Genomic DNA, 20107 nt, shown 5'->3' on the forward strand with positions numbered 1-20107 from the left:
TAAAAATACCTATTCTCCATTGTAATGCCTAGCAGTGGAGTATTCTATAGTCAAGAGGGAGTTCTAAGGGAGGCGCTGGAAACGGGCCCGGGAAGGGCGGCTGGTCGGGGTCAGCGGGGCCTGGCGGTCAGGGCCTGGCAGCGCAGTTCGCGCAGCCTGCGCCCGGACTCCTCGCCCAGGCCGCGCTGGTCCTCGGGCAGGCGGACGCGCAGCATGGCGTCCAGGTCGCCGAGGGCCGTGGCGGTGTGGTCCTCCCCGCAGTCCGCGGCCGCCAGGGCGAAGAGTTCGCGGGTCAGACGCCGGGCGTGCAGCGCCGCGAGCAGGTCCACGCGCGTGCCCGGGCGCAGCTCGGGATAGCGGGCCGCCTGCATGTGCAGGCGCGCGGCCAGTTCCCCGGCGCGGATGAAGCGCTCGGGCAGGGCCAGGCGGCGGCCCAGCCTTTCGGCCAGGGGCGCGCCCAGGGCTTCGTGGCCGTGGTGGCTGGGATGGCCGTCCGGCGGCGTGGCGGTCTTGCCCAGGTCGTGGCAGAGTGCCATCCAGCAGGGCAGTTCCTGCCCGGCCAGGGCGTCCATGATCCGGGCCGTGTGCTCCAGCATGGAGCAGTCGTGGTGGGGCGCGGGCCCGGCCGGGACGGCGTCGGCCCCGTCCAGCTCCGCGAACCAGGGCGCGAGGCAGCCCGTATCCGCCAGCACGCGCAGGAAGCGCCCCGGGGCCGGGGAGCGCAGGGCCTTGCGCAACTCCGCGCCCACGCGCTCGGGAGACAGGTCCGTGGCCAGGGGCGCGGCCCGGGCCATGGCCCGGGCCAGCTCGTCGTGCAGGGCGAAGTCCGGGAGTTGCGCCGCGAAGCGCGCCGCGCGGAAGACCCTAAGGGGGTCCTGGTCCAGGGCGTCGGGTCCGGCGGGACGCAGCACGCGGCCGTCCAGGTCCGCGAGGGACGTGGGCAGCCCGGCCACCAGCCCCCGCGCGTCCGTGGGCGCGGGCAGGGCCGGGAAGTCCGGCAGGGGCAGGGCCAGGGCGTTGACGGTCAGGTCCCGGGCCGCCAGGTCCGAGGCCAACTCGTTCAGCACGTCCCCCGGGCCGAAGGAGCAGCAGGCCGCGGGAGCGCATTCCGAGCGCGGGAAGGCGAATTCCCGGCCGTCCACCAGGAACACGGGAAAGGACCGGCCCACCTCCCGGGCCCCGGGAAAGCGCCGCAGGAACTGGGCGCGCGTGGCCCCGAGCACCAGGTAGTCGCGGTCCGCGACCTCCCGGCCCAGCAGCATGTCGCGCACCGCGCCGCCCACCAGACAGATCAGCATGAGCGACCTTATATCAGACCGGGGACGAACCATGCTAGTCGGGATTGACCTCCGGGCCGGGGAGAAGTACGGAAGACCTATGATCGAATCCTGCGGGATTCTGCTCTGGGCCGAAGGCCGGGAGGGGCTAGCCGCCCCCCTGGATCCCGAGGCCCTCGCGAAGTCCCATCCCCTGTGGGCCGCCGAGGTTGACCGTCGCGGCCCGTGGCTCAAGCGCGGTCCCTGGTGGGCCCCCTCCGACGACGCTTCGACGAACGCCTCTTCCGTCATTGTCTGCGGCGAATGCGGTTCCTCACTGGACGTTGCCCGTGCGCTTTCCGCCGACGGGCTCCTGCCGGAGTGGGGCGCCGTGCTGGCCCTGTCCCAGAACTCCGGGCGTGGCCAACTCAGGCGTTTCTGGGTGTCACCGCCGGGTAACATCTATGCCGCGTGGCGCTGGCCCTCGCTGTCCGCGCCCTGGAACGGCCTGGTCCCCCTGGTCGTAGGGGGGATAATGGCCGAAGCCCTGGAACAGTGCGGGCTGAGCGTCTCCATCAAGTGGCCCAACGACCTGCTTCTGGCCGACGGCTCCAAGGTCGGCGGCATCCTGGTGGAGGAGCGAGGGGGAGAAGTCCTTGTGGGCATCGGGGTGAATCTTGTTTCAGCCCCGCTGGACAGGGATATTCGCACGGAGTGGAGCCCACGGGGAGGGTCGTTGTCACCGCTTGGTGACGTGTTTTCCACCATTTCCCTGTGGCAAAGGCTTGTGGATTTGGCCCGGAACTGGTATGACAGTCGGGCTTGCGACGCTGATCCCCGTTCTTTCCTGGCGGGGCTCGAAAAGCGGGTGGTCTGGCTGGGCCGCCGTGTTCGGGTCCTGGGCGCGCAAGAGGAGTTCTACGCTGTGCCTGTCGGCCTTGCGGAGGACGGCGGCCTGATCCTCGATCGTCAAGGCCGCAGGGAGATTCTCCGTTCCGGGAGCATCGCGCCGGACTAATTGTTAAGCGGCGATAGCCCCGCAAGGTGCGGGGCGACGTCATGAGGAGTTGTGGCCTTGGCTCAGAAACCCCCCCGTCCCATTCCGTTCAAGGACGTCCTTGAGAAGATCAAGGGCAAGAGAATTCTCGTCGCCAACCGGGGTATTCCCGCGCGCCGCATCGTGCGCACCATCCGTGAGATGAGCGACGCCATCCCCGTGATGACCGCCACCGACGTGGACAAGACCTCGCCGGCCACCACCGGCGTGCAGGAGCTCATGCTCCTGGGCGACAACCCCAGGGCCTATCTGGACATCGACCGCATCATCCGAAAAGCCAAGGCCAGGGGCGTGGTGGCCATCCACCCCGGCTGGGGCTTTTCCGCCGAGGACGAATCCTTTCCCGAGAAGTGCCGCAAGGCGGGCATCGAATTCATCGGCCCCGAGGCCGAGCCCATGCGCATCCTGGGCAACAAGGTCCAGGTCCGCGCCCTGGCCAAGCGCCTGGGCGTGCCCGTGGTGCCCGGTTCCGACGGCGCCGTGAGCATCCCCGAGGCCCGCGAGATCGCCGGGCAGATCGGCTACCCCGTGATGCTCAAGGCCGAGGGCGGCGGCGGGGGCCGCGGCATCTACGAGGTCTTCCGCCCCGAGCAGCTGGAGGACGCCTTCAACAAGGCCTCGGCCATGGCCCAGGCCAGCTTCGGCAACCCCCGCCTGTACGTGGAGCGCCTGTTGACCAACGTGCGCCACATCGAGATCCAGGTGGTGGCCGACCGCTACGGCAACGTCTTCGCTTTTGACGAGCGCGACTGCACCGTGCAGCGCAACCACCAGAAGCTGGTGGAGATCACCCCCTCGCCCTGGCCGGGCATGACCGTGGAACTGCGCGAGAGCCTCAAGGAATACGCCTGCCAGCTGGTCAAGGAAGTGGGCTACTACTCCCTGGCCACGGTGGAGTTCCTGGTGGAGGGCGACGGCACCCCGTACCTCATTGAGGTCAACACCCGTTTGCAGGTGGAGCACGGCATCACCGAGCTGCGCTACGGCGTGGACCTGGTTGAGGAGCAGATTTCCATCGCCTTCGGCGGCAAGCTGCGCTTCAGCAAGACCGTCACCAAGCCCAGCAACGTGGCCCTGCAGGTGCGCGTGAACTGCGAGGACCCGCAGGACGGCTTCTCGCCCAACTCCGGGCGCATCACCCGTTACGTGTCCCCGGGCGGCCCCGGCATCCGCCTGGATTCCTGCGTCACGGCGGGCTACGAGTTCCCCTCGCAGTACGACAGCGCCGCGAGCCTCTTGGCCGCCTCGGGCAAGACCTGGAAAAAGGCCCTGCGGGTGCTGGACCGCGCGCTTCGCGAGTACAACGTCAGCGGTGTGAAGACCACCATCCCCTTCCACCTGCAGATCATCCGCAACCGCAAGTTCCGCGACGGCGACTTCAACACCAATTTCATCGGCAACACGCCGGAGCTCATGCATTACGTCGACGAGGAGCCCGAGGCCCTGCGCCTCTCGCGGCTCATCGCCGACATCTCGGCCAAGGGCTACAACGAGTACGTGTCCCTGGGCGAATACCGGGGCCGCGCGGACAAGCGCCTGGACGCCTTCGAGCCCGTGCTGCCGCGCATCTTCCCCAACGCCCAGGAGCACCCCTATCCGCGCTTCGACCGCCAGGCCACCCTGGACTACGTGCGCGATTCGGACCACGTGCACTTCACGGACACCACGGGCCGCGACCAGACCCAGTCCAACAGCGGCAACCGCTTCCGCCTGGCCGAGGACGAAATCGTGGCCCAGTACCTGGACAACTGCGGGTTCTTCTCCCTGGAGAACGGCGGCGGCGCGCACTTCCACGTGGCCATGCTGGCCAACATGACCTATCCCTTCACCGAGGCCGCGCGCTGGAACGAGCTGGCGCCCAAGACCCTGAAGCAGATCCTGATCCGTTCCACCAACGTGCTGGGCTACAAGCCCCAGTCCAAGAACGTGATGCAGGCCACCGCGGAGATGGTCAACGAGCACTACGACATCATCCGCTGCTTCGACTTCCTGAACCATATCGATAATATGCGCCCCTTCGCCGAGGTGGTGCTCTCGTCCACGCGCAACATCTTCGAGCCCGCGCTGTCCATGTCCCACGCCAAGGGCTTCGACGTGAACCACTACCTGGGCGTCACCGAGGAGATCCTCGGGCTGGTGCGCGACATCGCGGGCGTGTCCACCAAAAAGGCCCAGAAGATGATCATCCTGGGCCTCAAGGACATGGGCGGCCTGTGCCCGCCGCACTTCATGAAGGCCCTGGTGACGGCACTGCGCAAGAAGTATCCCGACCTGGTGCTGCACTACCACCGGCACTATACCGACGGCCTGTTCGTCCCGGCCCTGGGCGAGGCCGCCAAGGCCGGCGCGCATATCGTGGACACGGCCATCGGCGCCTGCGTGCGCTGGTACGGCCAGGGCGAGGTCCTGTCCACGGCCGCGTACATGGAGCAGGACCTGGGCCTGAAGACCAATCTGAACAAGGACGTGATCCGCACCTGCAACTTCGTGCTCAAGCAGATCATGCCCTATTACGACCGCTATACGGCCCCGTACTTCCAGGGCATCGACTACGACGTGGTGGAGCACGGCATGCCCGGCGGCGCCACGTCCTCGTCCCAGGAAGGGGCCCTCAAGCAGGGGTATATCCACCTGCTGCCGTACATGCTCAAGTTCCTGGCCAGCACGCGCAAGATCGTGCGCTACCACGACGTGACCCCGGGCTCGCAGATCACCTGGAACACCGCCTTCCTGGGCGTGACCGGGGCCTACAAGCGCGGCGGAGAGCGCGAGGTGCGCGACCTGTTGGACGTGCTGGACTACGTGGTCAACACGCCCGAGGAGGAGCAGTCCGAGAACATCAGGCGTTCGCGCCTGGCCATCTACCGCGACTCCAACGACGCCTTCCGCAACCTGCTGCTGGGCAAGTTCGGGCGGCTGCCCCTGGGCTTCCCCGCGAACTGGGTCTACGAGAGCGCCTTCGGCCCGGACTACAAGAAGGCCCTGGCCCGGCGCACCGAGGCCTCGCCGCTGCTCTCCCTGCCCGACGTGGACCTGGACGCCGAGCGCGCGGCCCTGCGCGAGCACCTGCGCCGCGAGCCCAATCACGAGGAATTCGTGATGTACCTGAACCACCCGGGCGACGCCCTGAAGACCATGAAGTTCGTGCAGCGCTTCGGCGACCCCAACTGCGTGCCCCTGGACGTTTGGTTCGAGGGCCTGGAGGTCGGCCGCGAACTGTCCTTCCTGGACAGCTCGCGCAAGCCCCACAGCATGACCATCGTGCACATGACCGACCCCGACGACTCGGGCACCAGCGTGGTGCGCTACATCCTGGACTCCGAGGCCGTGATCTGCCCGGTGAAGGTGGCCGAGCCCGTTTCCGGCGGCAAGGCCAGCGTGGAGCGGGCCGATTCCTCCAACCCCTTCCAGGTGGGCGCGCCCTCCAACGGCGATCTCTGGATCATGTACGTGGAGCCGGGCCAGGTGGTGGAGGCCGGAGAGGAACTCTTCAACATCTCCATCATGAAGCAGGAGAAGGCCGTGCTCGCGCCTGTGGGCGGCGTGGTCAAGCGCGTGCTCAAGGCCGCCAACTTCAAGGACGACAAGAAAATGGTCCCCGTGGTGGAAGGCGAGCTCCTGGTGGAGCTGGGTCCCATACCCAAAACCTGCCCGGGATGCGACATGCACATCCTGGACGACAATTACAGCTTCTGCCCCGGTTGCGGGCGTAAACTCTAAGGACCACGGCCCGCCGGAAACGGCGGGCCGCCTCAATACAAACTCGCGCCGTGGGCCGAAGGGCGGCCCGCCCGCGCATCAGCATGTTCCTGCGCCTCAAAGGAGGAGGACACAATGGCTAAAGCCAAAAGTGCCGAGACCGATACAAAGCCCTCGAACGCAAAGAAGAAAGGGGCCGCCAAGGCCGGCGCCTCCAAGCAGACGGTGCTCACGGGCGCCGACATCGTGAGCATTGGCGAGGAGGCCGAGATCCTGGTGGGCGGGAAGAACTACAACACCGCCATCATCAGCCAGGTCAAGGGCATCCGCGCGCCCCAGTTCCGCGCCATTTCCTCCATAGCCTTCCACAAGCTCCTGGACGAAACCAGGGTCAACGCGGCGCTGATCCGCTCCACGGTGGACGCCGAGTATTCGAAGATCGACTGGACCAACGAGGACATCAACAAGGACCCCGAGTACCTCCAGAAGTTCGTCAAGAAGATCGCCAGGATCGTCTACGACTCCAAGGAGAAGGGCACCCTGGTCAAGCTGCGGTCCTTCATCAACAACATCGTCGAGGGCTTCGCCACCAGCCCCGAGGGCATCGACCAGCTGCGCAAGCGCTCGGTGCTCGTGCAGTCGGCCATCCTCTCCGTGGATCTGCCCGCCGAGGTGGACGCCGAGGTGCGCCGCGCCTACCTGGACATCTGCAAGGAGGCGGGTCTGGAAGACGTGCCCGTGGCCGTGCGCTCCTCCGCCGCCGGCGAGGACAGCCGCAAGAAGGCCTTCGCCGGGCTGCAGGACACCTATTTGAACATCGTGGGCGAGAACATGTGCGTGGACGCCTATCACTGGGACTGCGCCTCCGCCTACAACCTGCGCTCCATGACCTACCGCCGCGAGGCCATCCTGGACGCCATCGCCAAGGCCGAGGAGACGGGCGACGACGAGTTCGCCGCCGTGGCCAAGAAGGAATGGGCCATCGAGAACACGTCGCTGTCCGTGTGCATCATGCGCATGATCAACCCCGTGATCTCGGGCACGGCCTTCTCCGCGGACACGGCCACCGGCTGCCGGGGCACGGACCGCAAGGAGCTGGTCTCCATCGACGCCAGCTACGGCCTGGGCGAGGCCGTGGTGGGCGGCATGGTCACCCCGGACAAGTTCTACGTCTTCCAGCGCGACGACTCCGCCGAGGTGGTCATCCGCTTCATGGGCTACAAGGACAAGAAGATCGTCTACCAGGCCGAGGGCGGCACCAAGCTGGTCAAGGTCGACGACCTGGAGGCCTACCAGTGGTCCCTGTCCCTGGCCCAGGCCGAGGACGTGGCCTGCGGCGTGCGCGCCATCTCCAAGGCCTACGGCGGGATGATCATGGACACCGAGTTCTGCATCGACTCCTCGGACCGCCTGTGGTTCGTGCAGGCCCGGCCCGAGACCCGCTGGAACGAGGAATTCGAGACCCACCCGAGCACCATCTTCATGCGCCGCATGGAGGTGGACGCCAAGGCCCTGGCCACCGCCGAAATGGTCATCGAGGGCAACGGCGCGTCGCGCGGGGCCGGGCAGGGCACCGTGAAGTTCCTGCGCTCCGCCCTGGAGCTGAACAAGGTCAACAAGGGCGACGTGCTGGCCGCCGAGCGCACGGACCCGGACATGGTGCCGGGCATGCGCATCGCCTCGGCCATCATGGCCGACGTGGGCGGCGACACCTCCCACGCGGCCATCACCTCCCGCGAGCTGGGCATCCCCGCCGTCATCGGCATCCAGCGCGCCGAGGTGCTGCGCAGCCTGGACGGCCAGGAGGTCACGGTGGACGGCTCCCGCGGCCACGTCTACCGGGGGCTGTTGCCCCTGGTGGAGAAGGGCGGCGAGATCGACGTGGCCGCCTTGCCCGCCACCAAGACCAAGGTCGGCCTGATCCTGGCCGACGTGGGCCAGTCCCTGTTCCTGTCGCGCCTGCGCCAGGTGCCGGACTTCGAGGTGGGGCTGCTCAGAGCCGAATTCATGCTCGGCAACATCGCCGTGCATCCCCTGGCCCTGGAGGCCTACGACAACGGCCAGCTGGACGTGCTCATCAACAAGAAGCTGCGCTCCCTGGACGCCCGCCTGACCAAGGTGGTCAAGGAGCAGCTGGCCGAGGGCGTGCAGAACCTGGACCTCAAGCTGCGTGAATACGTGGCCGTGGTCACGGGCCTGGGCAAGGAGATCGAGGAGATCAGCGAGCGGTCCTCGGGCAGCCGGGGCACCACCGACGAGGTCCTGGCCATCCACCGCCGCCTGCGCGAACTGGACAAGCAGCTGGACACGCACCTGGAGCTGGCCACCCGCCGCCTGGACGTGCTCAAGACCAGCGAGGACCTGGAGGCCCACGTGGCCGTGATCATGGGCTACACCGAGATCCTCGAAACCCCGGGCACGGACCCCGACGCGGAAAAGCGCCGCCAGGACGCCCTGGACAAGGTCCAGGCCCACTGCGCGCGCATCGCCGAGGAGCCCATGGTCCAGGACGTGCTGGAGCGCATCGGCGCCCTGCGTCGCGACGTGGCCCTGAAGGTCGGCCTGACCCGCGAGATCGACGAGGTCAAGACCTTGAAGGACCGCATCCGGGGCATCATCCGTTCGCGCGGCTTCCGCAACGGCAAGGAGCACTACGTCCAGACCCTGTCCCAGAGCCTGGCCCTGTTCGCCATGGCCTTCTACGGGCGGGACATCATCTACCGCACCACCGACTACAAATCCAACGAATACAGGAACCTCATCGGCGGCAGCCTGTTCGAAGCCTACGAGGACAACCCCATGATCGGCTACCGGGGCGTGTCCCGGAACCTGCACGACTGGGAGATCGAGTCCTTCAAGCTGGCGCGCGGCGTATTCGGCGGCAAGAACCTCCAGATGATGCTGCCCTTCGTGCGCACCCTGGAGGAGGCCCGTTCCATGAAGCGCTACCTGGAGCAGGTCCACAAGGTGAAGAGCGGCGTGGACGGCCTGAAGCTGATCATGATGAGCGAGATCCCGGCCAACGCCATCCTGGCCAAGCAGTTCATCCAGGAGTTCGACGGCTTCTCCATCGGCTCCAACGACATGACCCAGATGGTGCTGGCCACGGACCGCGACAACTCGCGCCTGCAGCACATCTACGACGAGGAGGACCCGGCCGTGGTCTGGGCCATCCTGGTGACCATCTTCACGGGCCAGAAGTTCCAGAAGAAGGTGGGCTTCTGCGGCCAGGGCGTGTCCAACAGCGTGATCCTGCGAGGCCTGGTGGCCATCGCGGGCATCGCGTCGGCCTCGGTTGTGCCGGACACCTACCACCGCACCAAGCTGGACATGGCCGACGTCGAGGCCCTGAACATCCCCTCGGACAAGCTCGGGGCCTGGCTCAAGGAGCGGCACCTGGCGAACCTGGTGGCGCTGCTCAAGGAGAAGAACTACGGCCACATCCTCAAGAAGTACAAGACCGCCAACGACCTGATGGAGTGGTACGAGGGCGAGCTGGCTCGCTTCGCCGAGCAGCTGCGCGACAACCTGGACGCGGACAAGGAGCGCTTCTACCGCCAGGAGATGGAGGCCTTCCGCTCCGTGTTCCACAAGCCCGTGATCTACGCCAGCTGGGACTGGGAAGGCACGGTGCTGGACGCCCTGCACCAGGCGGGTTTCGCGACCTTCCAGGAGCAGCAGGAGGCCCTTGCCGCCACCCGCAAGAAGCTCGGCTAGACCGGGCGCGGGGTCATATGGATAATCAACGCTCCCCGGCGCTCTGGCCCGGGGAGCGTTTTTCTTTTCAGACCGTTGAAAAACAGCGATCTGCGGCGTTGCTGCGAATAATTCAAACCCTCACGTACGGAGAGTACGCTTCGGTCTTGAATTTTTCTTGCGCCTTGCATCTCACTATTTTTGAACGGTCAGTGGTGATGTTACGATGGGAGGCATGGTGAAGACCTGGAAGAAGCATGTGGCCGCTCTGGCCGACGGAACGGTGGACGATCTGCTGGCCCGGGCGCGCGCGGACGCGGGCGAGGTCTATCCTCCGGCGGGCATGGAGCTGCGCGCCTTGGAGCTGACGCCCTTCGACGCGGTGCGCGTGGTCATCCTGGGCCAGGACCCGTACCACGGACCGGGCCAGGCCCACGGGCTGGCCTTTTCCGTGCCCGAGGGCCTGCGTACGCCCCCGTCCCTGCGCAATGTCTTCAAGGAGCTGGACGCGAGCTGCGGGGCCGTGGCCGGACGCTCCACGGATCTGACCCCCTGGGCGCGGCAGGGCGTGCTGCTCCTGAACGCCGTGCTCACGGTGCGCGCGGGCAAGCCCGGGTCCCATGCGCGCCTGGGCTGGGAGGGCGTCACCGACGCCATTATCGGAGCCCTGTCCGAGCAGCGGGAGGGCCTCGTCTTCCTGCTCTGGGGCAATTTCGCCCGCTCCAAGGCCGCCCTCGTGGACCGGGAGCGGCATCTGGTGCTCACGGCCGCGCATCCCTCGCCCTTTTCCGCGCACCGGGGGTTCCTGGGCTGCGGGCATTTCGCGGCCGTGAACGAGCATCTTGCGGCCAGGGGCGAGAAACCGGTGGACTGGTGAAAGCCCTGGGGGAGGACGCCATGATCCTGGGAATCGAGGGCAGCCCGAGGAAGGAGGGCAATTCGCATCTGATCCTGGACGCGGTCCTGGACGGCGCGCGCGCGGCGGGAGGGGAAAGCCGCGCCGTGCACCTGCGCGAGGTGGATTTCGCGGCCTGCACGGGCTGCGAGTCCTGCCGCAGGGACAAGGCCTGCACGGGGTTCTCGGACGGCATGACGGCCGTCTATCCCCTGCTGGAAAAGGCCCGGGGCCTGGTCCTGGCGACCCCGGTGCACAACTACAACGTCTCCGCGCGGATCAAGGCCTTCATCGACCGCCTGTACTGCTACTACGACTTCGGCGACGCCCGCCCGCGCCCCTGGTCCAGCAGGCTGGCCGGGCAGGGCCGCAAGGCCGTCATCGCGGCCGTGGCCGAGCAGGAGAGCAGGGCGGATATGGGCGTGGCCATGGAGGCCATGCGTCTGCCCCTGGCGGCCCTGGGCTATGAGATCGTGGCCGAAGTCGAAGTGCTGGGGGTGTTCGACCGCGGGGCCGTGGCGCAGCGGCCGGAGGTGCTGGCTCTGGCCGCGCAGGCCGGGCGGGATTTGGCTCGTTCCCTGGGCTTCTGATACGTTTCGCTCTCGCCCGGCGCGGTCCCACGCCGGGCTCCGTTTTTTCCCGCGATTTTCCCCATCCTTGTCTTCCACGCACGGGCCGAAATTTTCGGCCCGGGTTGGCAGGAATCCTCGCCCTGTGATAGCATATAGCCTGTCTTTTATTTTTAGCGGGTTGCGAATCGGGAGGCGGGAATGTCCATTTCAGTGCGGTTGACCATAGCCGCCATGGGGTTGTTTTGCGTGACCCTGGTGCTGGCCGGGGCCACCCTGAGCGTGTCCAGGGAGCAGAAGGCCGACGGCCTGGTCATCAACCTGGCCGGGCGGCAGCGCATGCTGAGCCAGAAGGCGGCCAAGGAGGCCCTGCATCTGCTGGGCGTGGAGGAGCAGGGGCAGGGAAGGGAGGCGCTGCGCTCGAACTTGGAAGGGACCGTGAGGGTTTTCGAGACCACCCTGCGGTCCCTGCGGAATTCGGGGCCCGCGCCCCTGACCCTCAATCCTTCCGGCCCGGCCGCGGACTTGCCCCTGCCCTCGGGCGAGGTGGCCGCGCAGCTGGACAAGGTCGAGGCGCTGTGGGAGCCGTACCGCAAGCTGCTGCTGGGGCTGGACGAGTCCGGCCGGGACAGGCTCCTCAAGGACAGCGTGGCCGTGCTCGGGGCCATGAACAAGGCCGTGGGCATGCTCCAGGCCGAGTCCGAGGCCAAGGTCTCCCGGCTGCTGTGGATCCAGGCCGGGGGCTGCGCCCTGGCCCTTCTGGGCGTGGTGCTGACTTTTTTGTTCATCCGGATCAGCGTGTCCAAGCCACTGACGGGGTTGAAGGAATTCACGGATTGCGTCGCCGAGGGCGGCGTTCCCGAATGCAGGGAAGGCCATTACGTCGGCGAATTCAAGGTCCTGCGCGACGCCCTGGTGGGCATGGTCGCGTCCCTGAGCGACGCCCTGGCCGACCTGCGCGAAAAGGACAAGTTGGCCCGGCGCAGCCTGGCCGAGTCCGAGGATGCCTCGCGCCGCGCCCGGGAGGCTTTGGCCGAGGCCGAAAAGGCCAAACGCCAGGGCATGTACGACGCCGCATTGGCCATCAAGGGGCTCACCGAGCGGGTGGGCCGGGCCACGGCGCGGCTGAACGGAAAGATCGACGAGGTCAGCAAGGGCGCGGCCCTGCAAAGCGAGCTCAACAGCGAGGTGGCGGTCAGCCTCGAACGCATGGACCAGGCCAGCAATGAGATCGCGGGAAGCTCGGCCGAGGCCGCGGACAACGCCGATCTGGCCAAGGACACGGCCGAGAGCGGGGCGGGAACGGTGGCCGAGGTGGTGGGGGCCATCGCCTCGGTGCAGGAGAGCACCAACAGCATGAAGATCAGCCTCGACGACCTCAACCGCCGCGCCGACGGCATCACCCAGATCCTGACGCTGATCAACGACATCGCCGACCAGACCAACCTCCTGGCCCTGAACGCGGCCATCGAGGCGGCCCGCGCCGGGGACGCCGGGCGGGGCTTCGCCGTGGTGGCCGACGAGGTGCGCAAGCTGGCGGAGAAGACCATGCAGGCCACCACCGACGTGAGCGAGGCCGTGCACGCCATCCAGGAGGGGACCCGCAGCACCCTCGCGGGCATGGGCCAGGCCCTGGGGGCGGTGGAGAGGAGTTCCGGTCTGGCCGGGGGCGCGGGAAGGGCCCTGACGGAGATCGTGGAGATCGTGTCCGGCACGTCGGCCCGGGTGCGGCCCTTCGTCTCCCTGGCCGAGGAGCAGTCCCGGGCCGGGCACGAGGTGAGCGGGGTCATGGAGCGCATCACGGGCATAGCCAAGGATTCCGTGCGCGGGGCCACCGAAAGCATCGGCTTGCTCGGGGAGCTGCTCAGCGCGGTCAACGATTTGGAGAGCATCGTCTCCACCCTGTCCGAGAACAGGCTCAAGGTGTCCTACGATGCCGATTCGGCGGCCCGGGGGGACGGCGAGATGGTCTTCCTGCCCTGGAGCCAGAGCCTGGCCGTGGATGTCCCCTCCATCGACAAGCAGCACCGGCGTCTGGTGGACATGATCAACGGCCTGTTCCGGGCCGTGCACAAGGGGGATGGCAAGGACCGGGTGGCCTCGCTGCTCACGGGTCTCAAGGAATACGTGCATGTGCATTTCTCCACCGAGGTGGGGATGATGCAGAAGGCCGGATACGACGACATCCAGAATCACCAGGGCATACACGCGGATATCGTCAAGAAGGTCGTGGAGCTGGAAAAGGATTGGCTCGCCGGCAAGCCGGGCGTGGAGATGAAGGCCCTGACCTTCCTCAAGGACTGGCTCGTGAATCACATCATGAAGGTGGACAGGAAATACGTCCCGGCCATGAAAAAGGCCGGTCTGGAGTAGGCCGCCTCGAACAAAAAGCCCCCGCGGCGTGCGCCGCGGGGGCTTTTTTCATCATGATCCACGCCCGGCCTACATGCCCAGGCGGTCCTTGACGTTGTTCTTGATCCAGTGCGGGTCCCACCATTCCACGGGGTTAACGGCCACTCCGGCCAGGAAGACCCCGTAGTGCAGGTGGTCGCCTCCGGCCAGGCCCGTGACCCCGGTACGGCCGATGATCTGGCCCTTGGCCACCGCGTCGCCCACGGCCACGTCGATCTGCGAGAGATGCGCGTACATGGTCATCAGGCCCATGCCGTGGTCCAGGACCACGTTCTCGCCGTAGATGCCGTTTTCGCTGGCGCGCACCACGCGCCCCGCGTTGGCCGCCGGGACCTGGGCGTTGCGCACCGAGGCCAGGTCGATGCCCAGGTGGGTCTGGTGGTCCACCACCTCGCCCTGGTAGCGGTAGGTGCGGTGGTCCGCGAACTGGGCCCTGTTGGCCGCGTTGGGCAGGCGCTGGAACGGGCCGCTCCACAGGGGCTTGTCCGCCGTGTCCGCGCCCAGGGCCAGCATGGCCTCGCGGTCCTGCTTGCGGGTCTCGTTGTTGACCTTGAGATACACGCCCAGGAGGCTGGTCTCGTCGGGGTAGTCCTGCTCGAACTGCGGCATCTTGGCTTCCAGGAAGCTGTCCGGGATGTTCAGGGTGTCGTGCCGGAACTCACGGTCGTTGGCGTGGAAGGCGAAGCCGCGCTCGCGGCGGTTGCCCGCCATGTCCTCGGCCTCCAGCACGGGATGGAAGTCCTTGAGCTCCATGTCCCAGGGAAAGGCGAACAAACAGGCCCAGGAGCCCGGCGCCAGCTCGTGGCCCGGGAAGAAATGGTCGCCCACGCGCACGCCGCTCTCATGAACGGGCTCGTTCAGGGTGTAGGCCACCGCGCCGCAGCCGCCCCGGTTCAGGTTGTGCTGCATGCTGGTGAGGGCGATGCGGGGCTTGGTGCGGTCCAGGGTCAGGGTGAAGGCCAGGTCGGCCGCGTTGCCCTTGTTCAGGCGGTGCATGGAGCCGTCCACGGCCAGGACCTTGAGGGTCACAGGGCCGTCCTTGATGCCCTTGATGGCGTCGCCCAGGGTGAAGGCCAGTTTGGCGCTGGCGGGCTTTCCGGCCGGGGTTTCGCCGCACAGGGGCAGGGTCGTCCCGTCCTTTTCCAGGGTCACGGACATCAGGCGCAGGCCCGAGGGGTCCTCGGCCGCGAGGGTGAATTGCGTATTCGGGCCCACGGCGCCCTGGGCGGGGGTCAGGGTCACTTGGGGCGGGGTGGTGTCCTTGAAATAGACGAGGCTTCCCCCGGCCAGCATGGCCACCACGGCCACGACGACCAGGACGGTGAATTTCGTGTGCGAAGTCAAAGCGATGTTGCTCCTGGTTTGGTTCCTTGTGGGTCCTTGTTTTCGGTGGCCGAGGATAGCTCTTTCCCCGAGGACTCTCAACCCGGCGGTCCGGCGCGTGTTTCGGGCGCATTTCGCTGTTGTACGGAAAATCGGGCTGTGATGGGATAGGTTGTAATACGAAAACAAAAAAGGTGTTACCCTGGTGGTGCGGTGATGGGTTAATATATAAAGAATCGCCTGAACAGTTACCACGCTGTATACGAATGCAGCAATGGTGTTACTAAATGACATAACATTGAGTGAAACCTCTAACCAGTTGAGAATATGTCGGAATTAACCCGAAAATTTCTTGATTTGTATTGACCTCCCGAAAAAAGTGTGTTGAACATATTGCCAACTTTCACGTTACATATTTGTTCCTGAATAGGACGACAGGGTGCGTCTTCTCGCAAAGTCAGCACCCTGCCGCTCGGTCTCCCCTGGGAGGCTGGTGAAATATTTCACATTTCGGGGCCCAACGCATCTTCCTCCCAGGTCTGAAGAATCTGGTTGTCTGCGGGATCAAAGATGCGCACCCGAGGAAGGGTTTAGTAACTATGGAGGTGTCTTATGAAATGTTCAATCGGTAGCGGTAGGAATGATGTGTTGGAATCCTTGGCTGCGAAAGGGGTTTCACGCCGTGATTTCATGAAGTTCTGTGCCGCTGTGTCCGCCGCCATGGCTGCGGACGCCACGTTCACCCCGGCCAAGGTCGCTCAGGCCCTGACCTCCGACAAGCGGCCTCCGGTGGTCTGGCTGCACTTCGCCGAGTGCACCGGCTGCTCCGAGTCCGTGCTTCGCAGCACCGAGCCCGACATCGCCACCGTGCTCTTCGACGTGATCTCCCTGGACTACCACGAGACCCTGATGCAGTGCGCGGGCGAGGCCATCGAAGAGGCCCTGCACAAGACCGTGCACGACAACGAGGGCAAGTTCGTTCTCGTGCTCGAGGGCGGCGTCCCCACCAAGGACGGCGGCGTCTACGGCAAGGTGGGCGGCAAGACCATGCTTTCCATCCTTGAGGAAATGTACCCCAAGGCCCTGGCCACCATCTGTCTGGGCACCTGCGCCGCCTACGGCGGCGTGCAGAAGGCCGCCCCGAACCCCACCGAGGCCAAGGGCTGTTCCGAGGCCCTGGGCGGCGCGGTGATGGTCAACGTTCCCGGTTGCCCCCCGAATCCCATCAGCTTCATCGGCACCGTGGTCTACTTCCTGACCAAGGGCCTCCCCGAGCTGGACGACGTGGGCCGTCCGACCCTGTTCTACGGCGAGTCCGTGCACGACAACTGCCCCCGCCTCAAGTACTTCGAAGAGGGCATGTTCGCTCCGTCCTTCGATTCCGAGGAAGCCAAGAAGGGCTACTGCCTGTACGAGCTCGGCTGCAAGGGGCCGGATACCTTCAACAATTGCCCGAAGGTCCTGTTCAACCAGGTCAGCTTCCCCATCCAGGCCGGGCACCCCTGCATCGGCTGCTCCGAGCCGGACTTCTGGGACACCATGAGTCCCTTCTACGAGTCCGCGTAGCCTGATCCGAGGCGCATTGGAGTATCTGGAAACACGAAGAGACTTTCGAGCAATTTCATAGGAGGAAACCATGGCAGGTTGTAAGCCGAAATCAGCCCCGGTCACCCCTGTTGGGGACTACACCGGTAAAGTCGTCATCGACCCCATCAACAGGATCGAAGGCCATCTCCGCATCGAGGTCGAGGTGGAGAACGGCCGTGTCAAGAACGCCTGGTCCAGCTCGCAGCTGTTCCGCGGCCTGGAGATCATCCTTCAGGGTCGCGACCCCCGCGACGCCAAGCACTTCACCCAGCGTTCCTGCGGCGTGTGCACGCACGTGCACGCCTTGGCCTCCACCCGCTGCGTCGAGAACGCCGTGGGCGTCTCGGGCAAGATCCCCGAGACCGGCCTGATCCTCAGGAACCTGCTCCTGGGCTCGCAGTTCCTGCACGACCACATCGTGCATTTCTATCATCTCCACGCCCTGGACTGGGTGGACGTGGTCAGCGCGCTGTCCGCCAACCCCAAGAAGGCCGCCGAGATCACCAACACCGCCGGCCTGGGTCACCGCAAGCACACCGTGGCCGAGTTCGAGGCCACCCAGGCGCGCTTGAAGAAGTTCGTGGAAGGCGGCCAGTTGGGCATCTTCACCAACGCCTACTTCCTGGAGCCCCACGCGGCCTACAAGCTGCCGCCGGAGCTGAACCTCATCGCCACCCATCACTATCTGCTGGCTCTCAAGCTGCAGCTCTTGCCGTCCCGCATGATGGCCATCATCGGCGGCAAGAACCCGCACACCCAGAGCCTGTATGAGGGCGGCATCACCTGCTACGATGCCCTGAAGCCCGAAATGATCGCGCAGTTCAAGGCCCTGTTCAAGGAGACCATGGACTTCGTGAACACCTTCTACATCCCGGACGTGCTGGCCGTGGCCCCGTACTACCTCGACTGGGGCGGCATCGGGCACACCACGCACTTCATGAGCTGCGGCGAGTTCCCCATGGACGAGGCCGACCAGGACAGCCGCTTCCTGCCTCACGGCGCCATCTTCAACAACGACATCTCCAAGGTCCACGACTACGACCTGAAGATGGTCGAAGAGCACGTGAAGCACAGCTGGTACAAGGACGGCTCGCCCAAGCATCCCTGGAAGGGCGTCACCGATCCCATGTACACCAGCCTGAACGAGATGGAGACGGGCGCCACCGGCAAATACAGCTGGATGAAGGCCCCGCGCTACGACGGCAAGGCCACCGAGGTCGGCCCCCTGGCGCAGACCCTGGTCTCCTACGTGCGCGGCCACAAGCCCACCCAGGCCCTGGTCAACGCCGTGCTCAAGCACCTCGGCGTGGGCCCCGCGGCCCTGTTCTCGACGCTCGGCCGCACCGCCGCCCGCTGCATCGAGACCAAGGTCATCGGCGACGAGATGGTCTCCTGGATCGAGAAGCTGGAGAAGAACGTCGCCGCCGGCAAGACCGACGTCGTCGCTCCCTTCAAGATGCCCGACTCGGCCTTCGGCGTGGGCGCGGTCAACGCCCCCCGCGGAACCCTGTCTCACTGGATCGAGATCGAGGGCGGGAAGATCAAGAACTTCCAGCTCGTGGTTCCGTCCACCTGGAACCTCGGACCTCGGGACGACAGCGGCACCCTGAGCCCCGTGGAAGAGGCGCTGATCGGCACCCCGGTGTTCGATCCCAAGCGGCCCGTCGAGGTCCTGCGTACCGTCCACTCCTACGATCCCTGCATCGCCTGCGGCGTGCATATCATCGACCCCAAGACCAACGAAACCTACAAGTTCAAGGTCTGCTAACGGGTGGACAGTAACGGTTGAAGCCTTATATGATGGGACCCGGCCTTCGGGCCGGGTCCCTCTTTCTTTTGTTCGAGGAGCATTCGTGACGCAGGAAGACAAGAAGATATTGGTCCTGGGCCTGGGCAACATCCTGCTGCGGGACGAGGGGATCGGGGTCCGGGTCGTGGAGCGCATGCAGCGCGAGTACGAGTTCTCGGACAACGTCACGGTCATGGACGGCGGGGTTCGGGGCATCATCCTCATGGACCCCATCACCGAGGCCGACCACGTGGTGGTCGTGGACGCGGTGATCAACGGCCATCCGCCGGGAACCCTGTACCGGCTCACGGGCGACGACGTGCGCCTGTCCGTGGCCTTCAAGAATTCGGTCCACGACATGGACCTCCTGGAGACGCTCTGCTGCTGCGAACTGGTCACGGGCAAGCGGCCCTCGGCCGTTATCGTGGGCATCGAGCCCAAGGACTACCAGACCGACCCCAGCCTGGAGATCAACCCCGAGCTTCTGGAGCGCGTGCCCGAGATGATCGAGAACGTGCTCAAGGAGATAGAGGACGCCGGCGGCTCCTGGAGCCCCAAGGCCGCCTGAGCCGACCGCATCAAAGCCAAGGAGGCGAACATGTGCCTGGCTACGCCCTGCAAGATAGTTGATTACATCGACGACGACATCGCCAAGGTCCAGGTGGGCGACAGCGACACCTTCATCCAGTGCGCGGTGATGCTTCTGCCCGAGAAGCCTGCCCTGGGCGACTACGTGCTGGTGCATGCCGGATTCGCCATCAACATCGTGGAACAGGAGGAGGCCGAGAAGACCATCGCCCTGTTGCAGGAGATGACCGAGCTCACGGGGGTCAAGCCCGTGGGCAACACCGCCTTCGACCTTTCCTGACCTTTTTCGCCCTGATTCCGGGCTGATGGTGCAAAGGCCGCGTTCCTTCGGGAGCGCGGCCTTTGTGCTGCCCTCGCACGGCAGTCTTGTCTGTTTTGGCGCAATGTTGCGCGGTCCAGGAAAATATTCGTCGGCCATCGTGCAAACGCGCAGAACGGGCGTTTTGCGCGATGATTTCGTGGGATAATTATGGGAACAATTTCACGAGAGGGCGGGGGCTTAATCATGCAATTTGTCGCCATGACATGGCAGCGGCACGGCTGGTGCAAAGGGCAGGGCGTCAACGAACAAATGCGCTTTGGCGAGGAGGTCAAGGTTATGCGACTCACATTTGCCGTTCACGGTCATTCCTGCGACTTGGCGTTGCATCCCATTTCCGAGAACACGGCAATGAGGATCCGGGACAAGGGTGCGGAAGTCTACAAGGACAAGCCTCTCCGCTGGTGGCGCAAGGGCAACACGGCCACCTGGGGGATGAAGATAGATGACGACTGCCACATCCGCGTGACCCTGGACGGGGAGACCGTTCCCTTCGAGGCCGGCGCGGTCACGGCCACGCCGCTCAAGGTGCGGCGCCGCATGTACCTGGACAGCAAGGCCAAGTACCTCTGCGTGCTGGGCTACGACAACGAGATTTGCAAGTTTTCCTGGAACTGGGACGGGGTGGACTCGTTCGATCCCTCCAAGTTCGAGTTCCTGGTGCACATGTGGGATCGCATTATGGGGGTCCCCAACTACTATATCCTCGACGAGGTGCGCTACGACGGGCAATTTGCGGACAGGCACGACTGGTGCGACGCCAAGGGATTCACCCTGGTGGAGCCCAAGGTCATCGACCTGGACGAGGTGCGCAGGGAGTGGGCCGAAAAGGGCTGGGACGCGGAAAAGGCCGCCCAGCTGCGTTTTGGCTCCGAGCCCCTGTTCCCCAACGAGTAGCGGCCTTTCCTTACCCTCCC

At 65.6% G+C, this 20107-nt stretch carries 13 protein-coding genes; 11 read left to right on the forward strand and 2 right to left on the reverse strand.

The features are described 5' to 3' along the window. Positions 1-110 precede the first annotated feature (110 nt). Positions 111-1298, reverse strand: coding sequence for a tRNA nucleotidyltransferase/poly(A) polymerase-related protein (locus ACYYG1_RS05835; protein ID WP_461209349.1), 1188 nt, complete (start codon positions 1296-1298; stop codon positions 111-113). A gap of 79 nt (positions 1299-1377) precedes the next feature. Between ACYYG1_RS05835 and ACYYG1_RS05840 the strand changes: the two genes are divergently transcribed. The 6 genes from ACYYG1_RS05840 to ACYYG1_RS05865 all read left to right on the forward strand — a co-directional run bounded on the left by ACYYG1_RS05840 (position 1378) and on the right by ACYYG1_RS05865 (position 13545). Next, on the forward strand, positions 1378-2274 hold the full coding sequence (locus ACYYG1_RS05840; protein ID WP_461209350.1) for a biotin--[acetyl-CoA-carboxylase] ligase: 897 nt from the start codon (positions 1378-1380) through the stop codon (positions 2272-2274). Between the two features lie 57 nt (positions 2275-2331). Continuing rightward, on the forward strand, positions 2332-6033 hold the full coding sequence (locus ACYYG1_RS05845; RefSeq protein WP_461209351.1) for a pyruvate carboxylase: 3702 nt from the start codon (positions 2332-2334) through the stop codon (positions 6031-6033). A gap of 114 nt (positions 6034-6147) precedes the next feature. Continuing rightward, complete coding sequence (locus tag ACYYG1_RS05850) at positions 6148-9729, forward strand: PEP/pyruvate-binding domain-containing protein (protein WP_461209352.1); 3582 nt, start codon at positions 6148-6150, stop codon at positions 9727-9729. Positions 9730-9943: 214 nt separating this feature from the next. Further along, positions 9944-10585, forward strand: coding sequence for a uracil-DNA glycosylase (gene ung, locus ACYYG1_RS05855; RefSeq protein ID WP_461209353.1), 642 nt, complete (start codon positions 9944-9946; stop codon positions 10583-10585). Next, entirely contained in the window at positions 10582-11193 is a 612-nt protein-coding gene (locus ACYYG1_RS05860; protein ID WP_461209354.1) for a flavodoxin family protein, read from the forward strand. The genes ung and ACYYG1_RS05860 overlap by 4 nt, the downstream gene beginning before the upstream one ends. Before the next feature lie 180 nt (positions 11194-11373). After that, positions 11374-13545: a bacteriohemerythrin gene (locus ACYYG1_RS05865; RefSeq protein WP_461209355.1), complete on the forward strand. Its 2172-nt coding sequence runs from the start codon at positions 11374-11376 to the stop codon at positions 13543-13545. A 69-nt stretch (positions 13546-13614) separates the two neighbouring features. Here ACYYG1_RS05865 and ACYYG1_RS05870 read toward each other — a convergent pair whose 3' ends face one another. Then, positions 13615-14928 (reverse strand): M23 family metallopeptidase, encoded by a 1314-nt coding sequence (locus tag ACYYG1_RS05870; protein WP_461209356.1) that lies wholly within the window; start codon positions 14926-14928, stop codon positions 13615-13617. Positions 14929-15519: 591 nt separating this feature from the next. On the opposite strand from ACYYG1_RS05870, the gene ACYYG1_RS05875 reads away from it, so the two are divergent. From ACYYG1_RS05875 to ACYYG1_RS05895, 5 genes are all read left to right on the forward strand, one after another. Next, on the forward strand, positions 15520-16473 hold the full coding sequence (locus ACYYG1_RS05875) for a hydrogenase small subunit (protein WP_461209357.1): 954 nt from the start codon (positions 15520-15522) through the stop codon (positions 16471-16473). Positions 16474-16543: 70 nt separating this feature from the next. After that, complete coding sequence (locus ACYYG1_RS05880; RefSeq protein WP_461209358.1) at positions 16544-18262, forward strand: nickel-dependent hydrogenase large subunit; 1719 nt, start codon at positions 16544-16546, stop codon at positions 18260-18262. An 85-nt stretch (positions 18263-18347) separates the two neighbouring features. Next, positions 18348-18851: a HyaD/HybD family hydrogenase maturation endopeptidase gene (locus ACYYG1_RS05885; RefSeq protein ID WP_461209359.1), complete on the forward strand. Its 504-nt coding sequence runs from the start codon at positions 18348-18350 to the stop codon at positions 18849-18851. A gap of 30 nt (positions 18852-18881) precedes the next feature. Further along, positions 18882-19151: a HypC/HybG/HupF family hydrogenase formation chaperone gene (locus ACYYG1_RS05890; RefSeq protein ID WP_461209360.1), complete on the forward strand. Its 270-nt coding sequence runs from the start codon at positions 18882-18884 to the stop codon at positions 19149-19151. A gap of 390 nt (positions 19152-19541) precedes the next feature. Then, complete coding sequence (locus ACYYG1_RS05895) at positions 19542-20087, forward strand: hypothetical protein (RefSeq protein ID WP_461209361.1); 546 nt, start codon at positions 19542-19544, stop codon at positions 20085-20087. Positions 20088-20107 lie beyond the last annotated feature (20 nt).

The organism is Desulfocurvus sp. DL1XJH-121 (genome assembly GCF_054819825.1).

Coding starts and splice junctions, on each gene's coding strand:
- ACYYG1_RS05850 (WP_461209352.1), top strand. CDS start 6,148: ATGGCTAAAGCCAAAAGTGCCGAGACCGATACAAAGCCCTCGAACGCA.
- ACYYG1_RS05835 (WP_461209349.1), bottom strand. CDS start 1,298: ATGCTGATCTGTCTGGTGGGCGGCGCGGTGCGCGACATGCTGCTGGGC.
- ung (WP_461209353.1), top strand. CDS start 9,944: ATGGTGAAGACCTGGAAGAAGCATGTGGCCGCTCTGGCCGACGGAACG.
- ACYYG1_RS05865 (WP_461209355.1), top strand. CDS start 11,374: ATGTCCATTTCAGTGCGGTTGACCATAGCCGCCATGGGGTTGTTTTGC.
- ACYYG1_RS05890 (WP_461209360.1), top strand. CDS start 18,882: ATGTGCCTGGCTACGCCCTGCAAGATAGTTGATTACATCGACGACGAC.
- ACYYG1_RS05840 (WP_461209350.1), top strand. CDS start 1,378: ATGATCGAATCCTGCGGGATTCTGCTCTGGGCCGAAGGCCGGGAGGGG.
- ACYYG1_RS05880 (WP_461209358.1), top strand. CDS start 16,544: ATGGCAGGTTGTAAGCCGAAATCAGCCCCGGTCACCCCTGTTGGGGAC.
- ACYYG1_RS05895 (WP_461209361.1), top strand. CDS start 19,542: ATGAGGATCCGGGACAAGGGTGCGGAAGTCTACAAGGACAAGCCTCTC.
- ACYYG1_RS05875 (WP_461209357.1), top strand. CDS start 15,520: ATGAAATGTTCAATCGGTAGCGGTAGGAATGATGTGTTGGAATCCTTG.